Below are 15,425 nucleotides of genomic sequence, written 5' to 3'. Positions count from 1 at the left end.
TCGTCAGTTCCCGAACAAGCGGTTGCGCAGCGCAACGGACGCTTCATAGGCGCCACGATGGCGCTGGTCGTAAGGATCGGCCGGGGTAAAGCCCACCCCGAGGATGGCCGGATAAGTGGCCGCACTGCCCGGCGCTTCTGCCGACGCACGCTGCGGACTGCGCGCCAGCAGGCCAACCTGCACCATGCCCACGCGGCGCCACTGCCCTGCGGCGGTGGCATCGGTGCCGGTACTCACCGCACTGGCCACGCGCTGGTCGACGATGCGACCGGTCGGCGGCGTGGGCAGGGTGATGTTCGTGGTGGCATCCAGGCCATACAGGAACTGCATGTTCTCGATGCCTTCCACCAACTCCTCGCCATCGGCATAGCCGCCGGCGCCATTGGCGCGTGCCCGGTAAAGCGCCGGCTCGCCATTGGGATTGGTCGCGATGTAGTACGCCATGCCATCGGCGCGATACAGCATGGTCATCGCGTTGTTGATCGAGTAGTTGCTCAGGTCGACCTTGTCCACCTTCACGGTCGAACCGCTGATGGTGGCGGGGAATACGTCGGCACGGGTGCAGTCGGCCACGCCGAAGACCGTCGGCGTGCCTGCGGCATTGGCCTTCAGTCGGGCCATGCCATCACTGGAGACGGTCAGGGTGGTCGCACCCGCGGCCACGGAGATGCCGGTGACGACGGCCCCTTCCGGACTCATCAGGCGCAGCACAAGGATGTCGCTGCCCGGCAACGGCGCCGGCTTGAGGTTGGCGATGCTTTTCGGAACCGACTGTGCCGCGCTCCACGCACGGCCGAGCGTCAACGTGGCGCCCGGCGCCGTGCCTGCCGCCTCATACCCCTGTACCGGAACCGAGAAATCCTGCGGGTCGCCACTGCCCGAGCTGATGCCGAGGTGGTAGCCGACATCGCCGGTGTTCTTGACCACGTGGGCCTGGTCGTTGACGCAGCCGAAATGGCCGGCCATGCGCAGGTCGCGCTGCAGGAAATCGAGCGCGAAGCGCGCGTTCTCCTGGGTGCGGGCCGCGCCTTCGGACAGGCGCGACGCCGCACGCGAGGCGATGAAGATCTGGGTGACGCCCAGCATCAGGACCAGGCCGATGACCATGGCGATCATCAGTTCGATCAGCGACAGGCCTCGGGCTCGCGAAATTGGACTCATGGGCGCGCTCACAGGAAGGTCGTCAGGCCGAAGGTGGTAAGGCTGTCGGGATCCTTCGGATCCCAGCGCTGGTCACCCCAGCTGATGGCCACGGTGACCTGTCCGGTACCCTGCACGAAGGTCACCTGCGCGCTGGCCTTCTCGCCCAGCGTGCGCGCGACCTCGCACTGCCAGCGCGCCACGTTCGTCTTCGGCGTCACTGCGGCGCCGGTCGGCCAGGCGCAGGCTCCGCTGGGCTTCACCGAGCCGGCCGAGAAGGAGGCCGAGGAATAGGCGCCGCCGGCCAGGGTGTCGGTGCGCTGGGCGCGCATCAGTTCGATCAGGTCGTTGGCCAGGTTGGTGGCCTGGGTGCGGTAGTTCGCACTCTGCACGAAGCGGACGTTGGTGGTCTGCAGCAGGGCGAAGCCCAGCAGCCCGAACGCCAGGATCAGCACCGCCACCATCACTTCGATCAGGCTGAAACCGCCCTGCGACGAACGCGGGCGGGCCAGATTGCGGCGGCTCATGAGCAGGTTCCCTTGGTCACCCGGACCTGGCCGGATTGGTTGATCGTCAACGTGCTTTTCGATTCACCGGCCTTGCACGCATCCGGCGACAGCACCAGCGTCTGGTCAGCGACAGCCCTGCGCCGGCCGCGCCCGTCGAAGGCGATGACCGCGCCCGGCGGCCCCACCACACTCAGCTGCGGATTGCCCTGCGAGAAGCGCAGCGCGACATCATTGCTGCCCATCTGGCCGTCGCCATCCAGGTCCGACCAGGCCAGTACACCCTTGGACCAGTCGCCATCACAGGCTTTGCCATCGGCGCTGCCACAGACACCGCCACCGTTGCTGTTGCGGATGCCTTCGCTGCGGGCTAGGTTGGCCAGCGCGATCAGCTCATTGTTGGCGGTCGCCAGCCGGTTCGAGCGGATCATGCCGCGGAAGCTCGGATAGGCGATCGACGCCAGGATCACGAAGACCGCCAGCGTGACCATCAGTTCAACCAGCGTGAAGCCGTTTTGCCGGCGCAAAGACATTGGACGCTCCCCAGCGTGTTGGTGGCCACGATGGGCCATCGCCCTGCCACCGGCAAGCGGCGGCAGGATGAACGGTCAATCCGGGGCGACGGGCGTCAAAGGCTTGACGACCCGCCCTCCCCTGCCAGTGCCGGCGCGATCCCCATCGCGCCGGCTCGAGCTCAGGCCAGGACCTGGTAGCAGGGCTGGTATTCGCCGGAGATCTTCATCCGGCGCTGCTCGACGAAGGCGCGCAGCAGCGCGTCCAGCGCCTGCATCATGTCCGGGTCGCCATGGATCTGGAACGGCCCGAACTGCTCGATGCGGCGCATGCCATCCTCCTTCACGTTGCCGGCGACGATGCCCGAGAACGCCCGGCGCAGGTCGGCGGCCAGCGCGTGCGGCGCGCGCCCGTGGTGCAGGTCCAGCGCGGCCATCGCCTCGTGGGTCGGCACGAACGGCTGCTGGTACTCCCACGGAATCTCGATCGACCAGTTGAAGAAGAACGAGTCCTTCTGCGCCAGGCGGTGCTCGCGCACGCGCTTGATGCCGTTGGCCATCTTCTTGGCCACCGCGACCGGGTCACCGATGATGATCTCGTAGCGCTCGGCAGCCTCATCACCCAGGGTCAGGCGGATGAACCGGTCGATCTGCTCGAAGTACGGCGCCGCCACGGTCGGACCGGTCAGGATCAGCGGGAACGGCAGGTCCTTGTTCTCTTCGCGCAGCAGGATGCCAAGCAGGTACAGGATCTCTTCGGCGGTGCCCACGCCGCCGGCGAACACGATGATGCCGTGGCCGATGCGGACGAAGGCCTCAAGGCGCTTCTCGATGTCCGGCATGATCACCAGGTGGTTGACGATCGGGTTCGGCGACTCGGCAGCGATGATGCCCGGCTCGGTCAGGCCGATGTAGCGCGTCACGGTACGGCGCTGCTTGGCATGGGCGATGGTCGCACCCTTCATCGGGCCCTTCATCGCACCCGGGCCGCAGCCGGTGCAGATGTCCAGGCCGCGCAGGCCCAGCTCGTAGCCGACCTGCTTGGTGTACAGGTATTCGTCGCGCGAGATCGAGTGTCCGCCCCAGCACACCACCAGGTTCGGATCGCCCGGGTTGAGGATGCGCGCGTTGCGCAGCAGGCCGAACACCGCATTGGTGATGCCCTCGGACGACTCCAGCTCGGCCGCGTAGGCCGGGCCCATCTCGATGGCCATGTAGGCCAGGTCGCGCACGACGGCGAACAGCAGTTCGGCGACACCGCGGATGATCTCACCGTCGACGAAGGCCATCGCCGGTGCGTTGACCAGGTCGATGCGCACGCCGCGATCCTGCTGAGCCACCTGGATGTCGAAATCAGGGTAGAGATCGCGCGCAGCGCGCGGATCGTCCGAGGCGCTGCCGCTGGTCAGCACGGCCAGCGCGCAGCGGCGCAGCAGCTCATGCATGCCGCCGGCGGAGGCATCGCGCAGGCGCGCCACCTCGGCCCGCGACAGCACATCCAGCCCACCGCGCGGGTAGATCCGTGCATCCTGCACCGGCAGTGCACGGGCCGATTTTTCGTTCGTGGTCATATCCAATTTTTCGCTTCCTTCAAGGTTTCCGACTGTACTGCCGCCCCCTTAAAAAGCAAAACGGCCGGGAAGCCCGACCGTTGGATGTGTGCTGCCCGCGTTCGCCTTTCCGGGACCGCCTGTGCGGCATTGGCACCGCGCACATTTCGAGATGCTACGCCGTTGCCCAACACCCTGCAAGGACTTTCGCCTGAACGGGAAACGGCCGGGTTTCCCCGGCCGTTTCCGTTTACAGCAGAGCTACGTCAGCGCATCAGAACTGGTAGCGGAAGCCCAGCTGCAGCGACCACTGCGAGACACCGACGTCGAAACCGTCTGCGTCATTGTTAGCCACCGCCGGCAGGTCAGCGCCGCGGAAGTTGTAGACGTACTTGCCGTCCTTCATGCCCTGCAGGGTGGCCACACGCGCATCGGCGAAGAAGCCGTAGTCGTAGATGTTGCCCCACTTCTTGTTGAGCATGTTGCCGACGTTCTGGATGTCCAGCCACACTTCCGACTTGTGACCCTTCATGAAGCCCGGCAGCTGCTGGCTGATACGGATATCGAAGGTGTTGATCCAGCCGGTGCGGAACTGGTTTGCCGGAGCGTAGCTACCCGCGTACTTGGCCAGCTGCGGGTTGTCGGCAAGCCATGCGTAGAACGACTTCTCCATTGCCGCATCCGGGGTGAAGTTGCTGCCCACCAGATTGCCGAACAGAACCTCGCCCGGGTTCGGCACGTAGAACAGGTCGTTTGCGGAACGGCTGTCGCCGTTGGCATCGTTGACGTAGACGTAGCTGTACGGACGGCCGCTGCGGCCTTCGTACACCAGACCGACCTTGGTTTCGTAGTCACCGAAGAACTTGTGCTTCCAGTTCAGCGAGCCCGACAGGCGGTCACGGATCTGGTAGCGCGAGGTGTTCTCGGTTTCGCTGTTGGCGTTGAAGGCGTACTGGTAACCCCAACCCGAGCTGGCGGTGGAGCTGGTCAGCGAGCCCACTTCGGTGGCATCGGTGTAGGTGTAGCCGATGTTCCAGGACCAGTCGCTGGCTTCCGACCACGGCTTGCTCAACGACACAGTGAACTGCGAGGTGCGGCCCTTGTTGGTGTTGGCGATTTCGTACACCGAGTCGTAGGCGCCATTGCGCCCGGCGCGCGCGTCGCTGTTGGTCCACAGGTTGCCGTTGCGCGCCGTTGCGTAGTAGAGCTCACGACCGTCCGGACCCAGCTGCTGCACCGGACCCAGGTTCAGGTTCTTGTAGTACAGCGCGTCCTTGACCTTGGTGACCAGCAGCTCGGCCGAAGCCACGATGCCGTACCACGGGGTCTCATGGTCGAAGGCCAGGTTGGCCTTGTACACCGACGGCATGTTGAAGTCGCTGCCGACGAAGTTGACGTTCTGACGGTTCGAGCCCGGGGTGGTCGGGACCGGCTGGCTGTCCTTGTTCGGGTTGAACGGCAGCGTCGGGTCGTTACGCGTGTAGGCGTAGACCGAGTTGTTGAAGCCGGTCGCCGAGTAGCTGTTGCTCAGCCACACCTGCGGCGCATCACCCTGGAACAGGCCCACGCCACCGCGCAGCTGGGTCGGGCGCTCGCTGTCGAAGGTGTAATTGAAGCCGAAGCGCGGCTGGATCAGGAACTTGTTGCTCAGCACATCGCTGTTGTCGCGACCGAAGAACGTCGACGCCGCAGCGTTGTAGGCCGGGGCCGGGCTGGTGTCAGCGCGGTCGGCACGCACACCCAGGGTCAGGGTCAGGTTGTTGTTGACATACCAGGTGTCCTGCACGAACAGGGCCAGGTTGCTGAACTTGTAGTCAGCCGGAATCGAGCCTGGGGTGCGCTCCGGGTTGTAGTTGTAGCTGCTCCAGCGGCCAGCGGCGAAGTTGTCCAGACCGTAGAAGGTGTAGGCACCCCACGAGTTCGCGCCGAAGTAGTTGTAGATATCGTTGGTGTCGTACGACGCACCGAACTTGACGTCGTGGTCACCCAGGGTCCAGGTACCGGCGGCGTAGTAGTTCCACGCCTTGGTTTCCAGGATGTTGTTCTGCGAGTTGACTTCGGTACCCAGGTACAGCGAGTCACCCGACGGCGCAGCCTGGGTGCCGCCGAAGTAGATGCGAATGCTCGGCGCGTCGGTGGACACGTTGCGGATCGCCGAGTACTCGCGGTACGACGCCTTCAATTCGGTCGAGAAGTTCGGGCTCCAGTCGCTGAACAGCTGGGCGACGTAGCTCTCGTTGGTCTTGTCATGCTGGTACCAGTACGAGCTCAGCGAGGCCGAGCTGGTGGTCATGCCGTTGATGCGCAGCTTGCTCTGGTCGATCTTGCTGTAACGGATGTTGGCACGGTGGTTCTCGCTGATGTTCCAGTCCAGCTTCAGCGCGTACTCTTCCATCTCCGTGTCGCCGTTGCTTTCCAAGCCGCCGGCGTTGATGCCATAGCCCTGCGCGATCTGTTGCGCGCGGGTCACGTCGGCCAGGGTGAACTGCGGGTTGGTCTTGCCCAGCGCGGTGCCGCTCAGGTCGGCGCCCGGGGCGGCCTGCTTGAACTTTTCGTAGTTGGCGAAGAAGAACAGCTTGTCCTTGACGATCGGGCCGCCCAGGGTCATGCCGTAGGTTTCTTCCTTGGTGAAGCCCTTGAACGGCTGGCCTTCCGGGTTGTCGCCGAACCAGTCGCCATCACGGTAGGTGCCGTACACCGAACCGTGGAATTCATTGGTACCCGACTTGGTCACCGCGTTGACGGTGGCGCCGGCGGCGGCAGCGATGCTGACGTCGTAGTTGGACAGGTTGATGTCCAGTGCTTCGATGGCTTCCATGGCGACCGGCTGGCGGCGGGTCGGCATGTTGTTGCCTTCCAGGCCGAAGGTGTCGCTGGCCGAGACGCCGTCGATGTTGATCGAGTTGAAGCGCGGATTCTGGCCACCAGCCGAAATCGAGCCCGAGGCGCGATCGATGAAGGTCACGCGCGGATCCAGGCGCATCAGATCCTGGATGTTGCCGCCGATGGACGGCGCAACTTCGATCTGCTGCTGGCTGATGTTGGTGCCCGAGCCCATCTTGGTGGCGCTGAACACTTCCGAGCCGCCGCCGACGGCGGTGACCTGCACGGTGTCCAGGTTGGTCGCGCCGGCCAGATCGCCGGTCAGCGTCGCGTTGATGGTGCCGGTCTGGTTCACGCCCAGGTAGACGCCATCTTCGGTCTTGGTGCCTTCACCCGGCTTGGTGATGGTGATGCTGTACGGGCCACCCACGCGCAGGCCGCGCGCGTTGTAGCGACCGGCCGCATCGGTGGTAGCACGGGAAACCGTGCCCGACTCGGTGTGGGTGATGGTGACTTCAGCGCCGGCGACGGGCTGGCCGCCGCGGGTCATGACCTGGCCGCCGACACCGGCAGAGGTGCTCTGGGCGAAGGCGGGAGCGGCAGCAAGTGCAGCCACGAGACCAAGGGTAAGCTTGGACATCCGGAGTGGGTGGGTCATTTTTCGGTAGCCTCGATGCGAGTTGGCGATGGCGGAAAAAAAGCGCATCCAATCAGCCCTGCGGGTGGCTGGTCGGAGAGTTATCTGGGGTTCCCTACCGCTTGGCTGAAGGCAGCCATAACGGTTAACACTAGATTAACACGCTACGCCATCAATGTGACGGTTGTGCGACAAACGGCACCGGATCGCAACGCAATCGTGACGGGTTCTTCACTCCGTCTTTCCCCGGGACTCACTCGCCGGGAGCTGCCTCGCTGGCATCGAGAATCTGCCCCCGCCAGGCATGGCCGGCGCGGGACAACAGGGTCACGGCCGCAGCGGCGGCCGCTTCGGGCCCTTGAGCAGCCGGATCCTGATCGACGGAATAGGCGCGGGCCCTCAGTGCCGTGCGCAGCGGCCCCGGGTACAGACCGCTGACCCGGACCGGGCTGCGGCCCAGCTCATCGTGGAGGCTGCCGATCAGGCCACGCAGGCCATGCTGGGCCACGCCGTACCCACCCCAGTAGGCCTGCCCCACCCGTTCGGGGGCATCGACCGAGAATACCAGGGCCGCATCCTCGCGCTGCCGAAGCAGCGGCAGGCAGGCCTGGGCCAACCAGGCCGGGGCGGTCAGGGTGACGTGGACCGCGCGGGCGAAGCTGGCAGGGTCGGCCAGCTCGAACGGGGTCAGGCCGGGGAAATGCGCGGCGCAGACCAGAAGGCCATCCAGCCGCCCCAGCTCGCGCTGCAGGGCCTGGGCCAGTTCGGCATAGTCATCGGGGCTGGCGCCTTCCAGGTCCAGCGGGTACAGCAGGGGTTCCGGGCCGACCGCCTGGACCTGGGCATAGACCCGGTCCAGCCGGCGCGGCTTGCGCCCCAGCAGGACCACGGTGGCCCCGGCCGCTGCGGCGGCGACCGCCGCGGCACTGCCCAGTCCTCCCCCGGCACCAGCGACCAGCACAACGCGGTCCTGCAACGGGCGGCCATCGAGCGCCCCGTCAGTCGGTGACGTCGACGGCCAGGCACTCATCCCTGGGTCGCCTCTTCGACGATGCGCTTGAGCTCGCCGGATTCAAACAGTTCCATGACGATGTCGCAGCCGCCGATCAACTCACCGTTGATGAACAGCTGCGGGAAGGTCGGCAGGTTGGAGAAGCGCGGCAGGTTGGCGCGGATCTCCGGCTCTTCGAGCACGTTGACGGTGCGCAGGGTGACGGCGCCGGCGGCCATCAACGCCTGCACGGCGCGGCTGGAAAAGCCGCACATCGGGTATTGCGGGGTGCCCTTCATGAACAGCACGAGCGGGTAACGATCGACCTCGGCCTGGATTTGCTGCATTACCGCCACAACCACACTCCTTGCTTCGCCGGACAAACCGACCGTGATGGTCGGCTAGACTGCCCAAGGTAGCCGCCATTGTAAGCGGATGGAACAGGCTGCCGCCGTCCCCTGGCCACGAACCTGTCCATGCCCGTCGAATTGCCTGCCCTGCCCTACCTCTCCGGCTCCCTGCAGCCCCACCTGTCCGCGCAGACCGTGGAGCTGCATCACGGTCGCCACCACCGCGCCTATATCGACGCGGTCAACGCCGGCACCCTCGGTACCGAGTGGGAGGAAGCGTCACTGGAAGAGATCGTGCGCCATGCCCAGGGCTCGCTGTTCGATGCGGCCGCCCAGGCCTGGAACCACGGTTTCTACTGGCAGTGCCTGCGCCCGCGCGGCGGCGGCGAACCGCAGGGCCGGCTGGGCGAGCTGGTCAAGCGCCAGTTCGGTGACGCGCAGCGCCTGCGTGAGGAGTTCAACCGCACTGCGCTGGGCCTGTTCGGCTCGGGCTGGGTGTGGCTGGTGCAGCATCCCGGCGGCCAGCTGGGCCTGCAGGCCACCCGCAACGCCGGCACGCCACTGACCGGCGAAAGCACCCCACTGCTGTGCTGCGACGTGTGGGAGCACGCCTACTACACCGACTACCAGAATGACCGCGCACGTTACCTGGACGCGTTCTGGCAGATGGTCAACTGGGAATTCGCCGAGAACCAGCTGCGCTGAGGCAGGGACCCGGCCGCGGGTAATGCCGGCCGCTGGCCGGCAACCCAGTGGGCGTACAAGGATGCCGGAATTGCCGGTCAGCGACCGGCACTACCTGGAAGCAGAGCGTGGCTTCACGCGCTCTCGTGTGCGGCCACCGCGTCCATCACCCGTGCCGAATACACCAGCGCGGCGCCCGCGTTGAGCGACACCGCCACGCCCAGCGCCTCGGCGATTTCCTCGCGGCTGGCGCCATGCTTCAGCGCCGCGTCCACGTGCACGGTGATGCAGCCGTCACAGCGGGTCGTGACCGCCACCGCCAACGCGATCAGCTCGCGGGTCTTGGCATCCAGGTGGTTGGTCTGGGCGCCGGCACTGGACAGTGTGGCGTAGCCCTTGACCGTGTCAGGCGAAAGCTTGCCGATCTCGCCGATGCGGCCCTTCAGTTCCTTGCGGTAGGCATTCCAGTCGAGCATGGTCGTGACTCCTGTGAAAGGAGCTTCACGCTACCACCGGGAATGTTGCGCCGATGCCTGCACCGGCGCGCCACACCGTTGCAGGCACACGGGGTTGTGCCGACCATTGGCCGGCACGCCCCGGCTCAGCGGTTGCGCAGCGCGTGTACCGCCGGCGCCACCTGGGCCTGGCGATCCAGCTCCAGGCCAACCTGGTCCAGCGCATCGGCCAGCGCAGCGGCCTCATCATCGCGCAGGGTGGCATGGCCGACCTTGCGGCCCTCACGCGGCAACTTGCCGTAGTCGTGCCAATGGCCGCTGGCCTGGGCCAGCACCGGCAACGGGTTGGGCATCTCGCCCAGCCAGTTCAGCATGCAGGCATGGCCGAGCATGCGGGTGCTGCCCAGAGGCAGTCCCAGCACGGCGCGCAGGTGGTTCTCGAACTGCGAGGTCTCGCTGCCTTCGATGGTCCAGTGGCCGGAGTTGTGCACGCGCGGCGCCATCTCGTTGGCCAACAGATCGCCATCGCGGCAGAACAGCTCCAGTGCGAACACGCCGACGTACTGCAGGTGCTCGGCGACACGGCGCGCATAGCCGATCGCCGCCTGCTGCTCGGCGTCGGACAGCACCGCCGGTGCGACGCTGGCCGACAGCACGCCGTCGACATGCCAGTTGCCGGTGATCGGCCAGGCTTCGAAGCTGCCATCGCGGCCACGCACGGCAACCACGCTGACCTCGCGCTGGAAGGCGACGAAGCCTTCCAGGATCAATCCGGTGCGCTCGACCTGCGCGCCCAGCGCATCCCAGGCGGCATCGATGTCGGCCTCGCTGCGCAGGCGGAACTGGCCCTTGCCGTCGTAGCCGAGGCGGCGGGTCTTGAGGATGCACGGCAGGCCGAACTCGGCGGCCTTCGCCGCCAGCTCGTCACGGCTGCGAATGTCGGCGAAGGCCGGCAACGGAATGCCCAATTGCTGGAACAGGGTCTTCTCGCTCAACCGGTCCTGGGCCACGGCCAGTGCGGCCGGCGGCGGGTAGACCGGCACGCGGTCGGCCAGGAACTGTGCACTGTCTGCAGGCACGTTCTCGAAATCAAAGGTGACCACATCGACCTTGGCAGCGAAGTCCGCCAGGGCCTGGCGGTCATCGAAGGCACCGACGGTGAGCGGCGCCAGCGGGCCGCTGCAGGCGTCGGCGGCCGGGTCATACAGCTCGAAGCGGAGTCCCAGCGGTGCACCGGCCAGGACCATCATGCGGGCGAGCTGACCTCCGCCCAGGATGCCGACGGTCAGGCTCATTGGCGCGGATCGTCGTGGGCCATCACGTCTTCGGTCTGGCGTGCACGGAAGGCGTCGAGCGCCTGGCCGATCGCCGGCTGGTCGCTGGCCAGCATCGCGGCAGCGAACAGCGCCGCATTGGACGCACCCGCATTGCCGATGGCGAAGGTGGCGACCGGGATGCCAGCCGGCATCTGCACGATCGACAGCAGCGAATCCATGCCGTTGAGGGCCTTGGACTGCACCGGTACACCCAACACCGGCACGGCGGTCTTGGCGGCGATCATGCCCGGCAGGTGCGCGGCCCCGCCGGCACCGGCGATGATCGCGCGCAGGCCACGCGGGCCCGCCTGCTCGGCGTAACTGAACAACACATCCGGCGTCCGATGCGCGGACACCACCTTCACTTCGAACGGAACACCCAGGGCTTCAAGCTTCTGGGCGGCGTGCTGCATGGTTTCCCAGTCGGAACGGGAACCCATGACGATGCCGACAAGCGGCGCGATCGGGTTGGGGGTCATTGGCCGTCACCTGCCTTAAAGACGTATTCTAGCCGTCTTCCACGCAAGACGAAGAACCATGGATCGCAAGCTGCTCGACCTGCTGGTGTCGCCGGACACCCGCCAGCCCCTGTCCCTGCTGGATGGCAAGGGCCTGGAAGCCCTCAACAAGGCCATTTCCGCCGGCGCGGTGAACAAGGCCGATGGCAATCCGCTGGCGCAGCCGCTGCGCGAAGCGCTGGTCACCCGTGACCGCAAGCAGGTGTTCCGCGTCGACGACGGCATCCCGGTGCTGTTGGCCGAGGAAGCCATCCCGACCGCCCAGATCGCGGACTTCCCGGCCGCATGAGCACGCTGCCGACGCCGGATGCGGCCCTGGTCGCCGCCGATGTCGCGCGCGCGCTGGCCGAGGACCTGGGCAGCGGCGACGTTACCGCCGCCCTGCTCCCCGACCAGGCCGACAGCGCCTACCTGCTGTGCAAGCAGGATGCGGTGATCGCCGGGCGCCCCTGGTTTGACGCTACACATCGCGCGCTCGACCCCGAAGTACGCATTGAATGGCGTATCTCCGAAGGCGATGCCGTCACCGCCGGCACCGTGCTGGCCCTGCTGCATGGGCACAGCCGCAGCCTGGTCAGTGCCGAGCGCACCTCGCTCAATTTCCTGCAGACGCTGTCCGGTACGGCGACCACCACGGCCCGCTACGTGGCGGCGGTGGCCGGTACCGGCACGCGCATCCTCGACACCCGCAAGACCCTGCCCGGCCTGCGCCTGGCGCAGAAGTACGCGGTGCGCTGCGGCGGTGGCGAGAACCACCGCTTCGGCCTGTACGACACGGTGATGCTGAAGGAGAACCACATCCGCGCCGCCGGTTCGCTGGCCGCGGCGGTAGCCGCCGCACGCCGGCAGTGGCCCGCGCTGCCGCTGGTGGTCGAGGTGGAGGACCTGGCACAGCTGCGCCAGGCGCTTGAAGCCGGTTGCGAGCGCATCCTGCTGGACGACTTCAGTCCCGACCTGCGGCGCGAGGCGGTGCGCATCACCGCCGGCCGCATTCCCCTGGAAGTCTCCGGCAGCGTCGGCCTGGGTGGCCTGCGCTCGATCGCCGAGGATGGCGTCGACTGCATCTCCATCGGCGGCCTGACCAAGCACGTGCAGGCGATCGATCTGTCGCTGAAGCTGGGCCCGCCGCCGGGCTGAGGCCTGACCCGGGGTCAGCTCCCTTTTCCATGGGAAAAGGATCTGACCCCGTTCTCACACCCGGCGTTCACGACAGCGCTGCGACGCTGCCGGCATCCCCCACAGGAGCCGCGCATGCGCCGGATGCTCTTGCCTGCCTGCCTGCTGCTCGCGGCAGCCCCGCTGTCCGCCGCAGCCGCTGAAGCCTGCGATGTACCACCCCGCTTCGGCCTGAGTCCCTTGGCGGTAGCCATCCGCAATACCGCCTGCAACGAGCACCGGTTGTGGTTCCGCCCCTTCATCGATCGCGATGGCCGCGCCGCCAGCCTCAGCGTCACCGAAGCCGAAAGCGATCACCTCGCCGACAACGGGCTGATCGCCTGGCAGCGCGTGGCCGGCTACTGGCGCAACAGCGGCACGCTCAACGCGATGGGCAGCATCGCCGGCGCCAGCAGCTGCCTGGCACCGCTGGGCACGCGCTACACCGACAGCGACTGCCGCGCCTTCCTGATCGACAACCCGTGGTCGGCCGCGTTCATTTCCTGGGTGATGGTGCAGTCCGGCGTTCCCGGCTTCAACACGTCGCCGCGCCACATCGACTACATCCGTGCCGCGTACCAGGGCGGCCCCTCGGGCGTGCCGTACCGGCTGGTCGACCCGGCCACGGCCAAACCCGCGCCAGGCGATCTGCTGTGCTTCCTGCGCGACCGCAGCAGCACGCTCAGCTACAGCGGACTGGTGCAGGCGCTTGGCAATGGTTCGGTGGGCCACTGGAAATCGCATTGCGAAGTGGTGGTGGCCGCCAACCTCGGCGGCGACCAGACCCTGTACCTGGTGGGCGGCAATGTGATGAACACGGTGGCGATGCGACTGCTGCCGCTGGACCGCACCGGATTGATCAAGCTGCCGCCGGCGCGCGAACGCAACAGCACCGGCATCGACCCCAGCTGCACGCCGGGCCGCGAGGACGAATGCAGCTTCAACCGCCAGGACTGGGCGGCCCTGCTGCAACTGACCGCGACCGCGCCATTGGTGATGCCTTCGCCCTCCGCCGCGCCGATGCAGACGGTGCCGGCGACCGCGCCGTCTACCGCGCCCGCATCACCGATGACGGACGAACCGCTGCCGAGGCGGTGATACGGACGCTTGATCCAGCGCGCGTTCGCCGCCATCTTTGCGGGATCGACCTCTGACGGCTGACGCCATGCCTACCCTGCTGCTGTTGCTGATTGCCGGCGGAATCATCTATTTCTTCTGGAACGCCGCACGCTCGGCCGCCGAGCGCGCCGTTGAGCTGGGCCGCAACGCCTGCCGCGCCGCCGATGTGCAGTGGCTCGACCAGGCGGTGCACGCCACCGGCCTGCGCCTGTCGCGCGGCGAGGATGGCCGGCTCGGTTTCGAGCGCACCTTCAAGTTCGAGTATTCCTACGATGGCATCGATCGCCATGTCGGTCGCATGGTGCTGCGTGGCGACCAGCTGATCTCGTTCACCGGCCCTGGTGCGGCGCGGATCAGCCAGATCCGGCCGGACGTGGAGGATGCCGAGGATGTGTAAGGGCTGAAGGTGTGCCGACCAACGGTCGGCACCCACCGGTAGATCCTGCAAAGGAAAACGCCGCCCATCGGGGCGGCGTCGGAAACATTACTTGACCACGCGCAGGTTCGGGCGGCCCTTGGGCGGCGGACTGGCCGGCGGCGTATCTTCCGGCGGCGTGCCGTCCTCGTGCAGCAGTTCGTCGCTGGTCGGTGCGGTTTCGCTGCCCGGGATGTCATCCGGCAGCGCCATGCCCTGCCCGGTCTCGCGGGCGTAGACAGCCAGAACGGCACTGATCGGTACCTGCACCGGGTAGCTGGTTCCGGAGAAGCGGGCCGAGAAGCTCACCATCTCGTTGTCGATCATCAGCCGCACGACGGCACGTTCGGCGATGTTGAGCACGACCCGGCCATCCTTGACCGCCGAAGGCGGGACCTGCACGCCGGGGACGCCGGCGTCGACCAGGATGTGCGGGGTCAGCTGGTTGTCGTTGATCCATTCCACCAGCGCCCGCAGCAGGTACGGGCGGTGGCTGGTCATGTGGAAGAAGTCTTCGGTCATGCGTGAAGTGTACGCGCCCGGCGCCCTGCCGGGGCGGATCGCCTGCACGCGGGTAGGCGTGCAGACGGGTAAGCCGGGGCCGGATCAGACCGGCAGGTCGCGCAGTTTCCTTTCCTGGTCGGTCAGGCTGCGGACAAAACCCGGGTGGCGGAAGATGCGGTTGCCGTAGTCCTCGATCGCCTTGCCGTCCTTCGGCAGCGCCACATCCAGCGACTGCAGGCGCCAGATGATCGGCGCCATCGCGCAGTCGGCCAGGCTCATTTCCGGGTTGAGGAAGAACTTGCTGGCCTTGAACAGCGGCAGCGAGGCGGTCAGCAGTTCCTTCAGCCGCTTGCGCCCCGCCTCGGCCTGGGTCTTGTTGCCCAGCTGGATGGCCTGCACCTGCGGCACCCAGTCGTGCTCGATGCGCAGCATCGCCAGGCGGATGCGTGCACGCGACAGCGGATCGACCGGCATCAGCGGCGGGTGCGGATAGCGCTCATCCAGGTATTCGCTGACCACCGAAGCGGCGTACAGCACCAGCTCGCGCTCGACCAGGGTCGGTACCGAGTGGTACGGATTGAGATCGATCAGGTCTTCAGGCGGGTTCTGCGGATCGACCGGAACGAAGTCGAAGGTGACGCCCTTGGCCGCCAGGACCAGGCGTACACGGTGGCACAGTACGTCGTCGTTCGAGGAAAACAGCGTCAGTGTATTGCGCATGCGTACGCTCGCCGCCATCAAAGGCTCTCC

Annotated in this window: 17 protein-coding genes; 5 read left to right on the top strand and 12 right to left on the bottom strand. The window is 66.7% G+C overall.

Going from position 1 to position 15,425, the window contains the following annotated elements; translation table 11 throughout:
• Window positions 1–3 precede the first annotated feature (3 nt).
• The 7 genes from EGM71_RS07140 to grxD all read right to left on the bottom strand — a co-directional run bounded on the left by EGM71_RS07140 (window position 4) and on the right by grxD (window position 8,515).
• Window positions 4–1,161 carry a PilW family protein gene (locus tag EGM71_RS07140; protein ID WP_188488755.1) on the bottom strand — a complete coding sequence of 386 codons (1,158 nt, stop codon included), beginning with the start codon at window positions 1,159–1,161 and terminating at the stop codon, window positions 4–6.
• 8 nt (window positions 1,162–1,169) lie between these two features.
• Window positions 1,170–1,667, bottom strand: coding sequence for a type IV pilus modification protein PilV (gene pilV, locus EGM71_RS07135; RefSeq protein WP_100439065.1), 498 nt, complete (start codon window positions 1,665–1,667; stop codon window positions 1,170–1,172).
• A complete protein-coding gene (locus tag EGM71_RS07130) occupies window positions 1,664–2,179 on the bottom strand; it encodes a pilus assembly FimT family protein (RefSeq protein WP_014036605.1) in 516 nt (171 codons plus the stop codon). Before EGM71_RS07130 ends, pilV begins: the two co-directional genes overlap by 4 nt.
• 161 nt (window positions 2,180–2,340) lie before the next feature.
• Complete coding sequence (ppnN, locus tag EGM71_RS07125; RefSeq protein WP_014036604.1) at window positions 2,341–3,729, bottom strand: nucleotide 5'-monophosphate nucleosidase PpnN; 1,389 nt, start codon at window positions 3,727–3,729, stop codon at window positions 2,341–2,343.
• Between the two features lie 253 nt (window positions 3,730–3,982).
• Window positions 3,983–7,171, bottom strand: coding sequence for a TonB-dependent receptor (locus EGM71_RS07120; protein WP_188488753.1), 3,189 nt, complete (start codon window positions 7,169–7,171; stop codon window positions 3,983–3,985).
• A 250-nt stretch (window positions 7,172–7,421) separates the two neighbouring features.
• A complete protein-coding gene (locus EGM71_RS07115; RefSeq protein WP_188488751.1) occupies window positions 7,422–8,198 on the bottom strand; it encodes an SDR family NAD(P)-dependent oxidoreductase in 777 nt (258 codons plus the stop codon).
• A complete protein-coding gene (gene grxD / locus EGM71_RS07110; protein WP_005415957.1) occupies window positions 8,195–8,515 on the bottom strand; it encodes a Grx4 family monothiol glutaredoxin in 321 nt (106 codons plus the stop codon). The genes EGM71_RS07115 and grxD overlap by 4 nt, the downstream gene beginning before the upstream one ends.
• A gap of 120 nt (window positions 8,516–8,635) precedes the next feature.
• On the opposite strand from grxD, the gene EGM71_RS07105 reads away from it, so the two are divergent.
• The gene (locus tag EGM71_RS07105) at window positions 8,636–9,214 is read left to right on the top strand and encodes a superoxide dismutase (protein ID WP_188488749.1); all 579 of its coding nucleotides are present in this window, start codon (window positions 8,636–8,638) and stop codon (window positions 9,212–9,214) included.
• Window positions 9,215–9,327: 113 nt separating this feature from the next.
• On the opposite strand, the gene EGM71_RS07100 is transcribed toward EGM71_RS07105, so the two are convergent.
• The 3 genes from EGM71_RS07100 to purE all read right to left on the bottom strand — a co-directional run bounded on the left by EGM71_RS07100 (window position 9,328) and on the right by purE (window position 11,443).
• Complete coding sequence (locus EGM71_RS07100; RefSeq protein ID WP_188488748.1) at window positions 9,328–9,669, bottom strand: carboxymuconolactone decarboxylase family protein; 342 nt, start codon at window positions 9,667–9,669, stop codon at window positions 9,328–9,330.
• A gap of 125 nt (window positions 9,670–9,794) precedes the next feature.
• Window positions 9,795–10,943 (bottom strand): 5-(carboxyamino)imidazole ribonucleotide synthase, encoded by a 1,149-nt coding sequence (locus tag EGM71_RS07095; RefSeq protein ID WP_188488746.1) that lies wholly within the window; start codon window positions 10,941–10,943, stop codon window positions 9,795–9,797.
• On the bottom strand, window positions 10,940–11,443 hold the full coding sequence (gene purE / locus EGM71_RS07090) for a 5-(carboxyamino)imidazole ribonucleotide mutase (RefSeq protein WP_005412808.1): 504 nt from the start codon (window positions 11,441–11,443) through the stop codon (window positions 10,940–10,942). The genes EGM71_RS07095 and purE overlap by 4 nt, the downstream gene beginning before the upstream one ends.
• Before the next feature lie 58 nt (window positions 11,444–11,501).
• Here purE and EGM71_RS07085 point away from each other — a divergent pair, with 58 nt between their 5' ends.
• The 4 genes from EGM71_RS07085 (at window position 11,502) to EGM71_RS07070 (ending at window position 14,153) form a co-directional block, all read left to right on the top strand.
• Entirely contained in the window at window positions 11,502–11,771 is a 270-nt protein-coding gene (locus EGM71_RS07085; protein ID WP_005408847.1) for a Trm112 family protein, read from the top strand.
• The gene (gene nadC, locus EGM71_RS07080) at window positions 11,768–12,619 is read left to right on the top strand and encodes a carboxylating nicotinate-nucleotide diphosphorylase (protein ID WP_100439070.1); all 852 of its coding nucleotides are present in this window, start codon (window positions 11,768–11,770) and stop codon (window positions 12,617–12,619) included. Before EGM71_RS07085 ends, nadC begins: the two co-directional genes overlap by 4 nt.
• 114 nt (window positions 12,620–12,733) lie before the next feature.
• Window positions 12,734–13,735, top strand: coding sequence for a DUF2272 domain-containing protein (locus EGM71_RS07075; protein WP_188488744.1), 1,002 nt, complete (start codon window positions 12,734–12,736; stop codon window positions 13,733–13,735).
• A 67-nt stretch (window positions 13,736–13,802) separates the two neighbouring features.
• Window positions 13,803–14,153, top strand: a complete 351-nt coding sequence (locus EGM71_RS07070; protein WP_005415950.1) for a DUF3301 domain-containing protein — start codon at window positions 13,803–13,805, stop codon at window positions 14,151–14,153.
• A gap of 87 nt (window positions 14,154–14,240) precedes the next feature.
• Here EGM71_RS07070 and EGM71_RS07065 read toward each other — a convergent pair whose 3' ends face one another.
• A complete protein-coding gene (locus EGM71_RS07065) occupies window positions 14,241–14,693 on the bottom strand; it encodes a ClpXP protease specificity-enhancing factor (protein WP_188488742.1) in 453 nt (150 codons plus the stop codon).
• An 84-nt stretch (window positions 14,694–14,777) separates the two neighbouring features.
• On the bottom strand, window positions 14,778–15,413 hold the full coding sequence (locus tag EGM71_RS07060; protein ID WP_188488740.1) for a glutathione S-transferase N-terminal domain-containing protein: 636 nt from the start codon (window positions 15,411–15,413) through the stop codon (window positions 14,778–14,780).
• Window positions 15,414–15,425: the final 12 nt, after the last annotated feature.

The organism is Stenotrophomonas maltophilia (assembly GCF_006970445.1).
Taxonomy (GTDB): Bacteria; Pseudomonadota; Gammaproteobacteria; order Xanthomonadales; family Xanthomonadaceae; genus Stenotrophomonas; species Stenotrophomonas maltophilia_AU.
The sequence above is the reverse complement of the archived record's forward strand: the minus strand, read 5'-3'. Positions and strand labels throughout refer to the sequence as shown.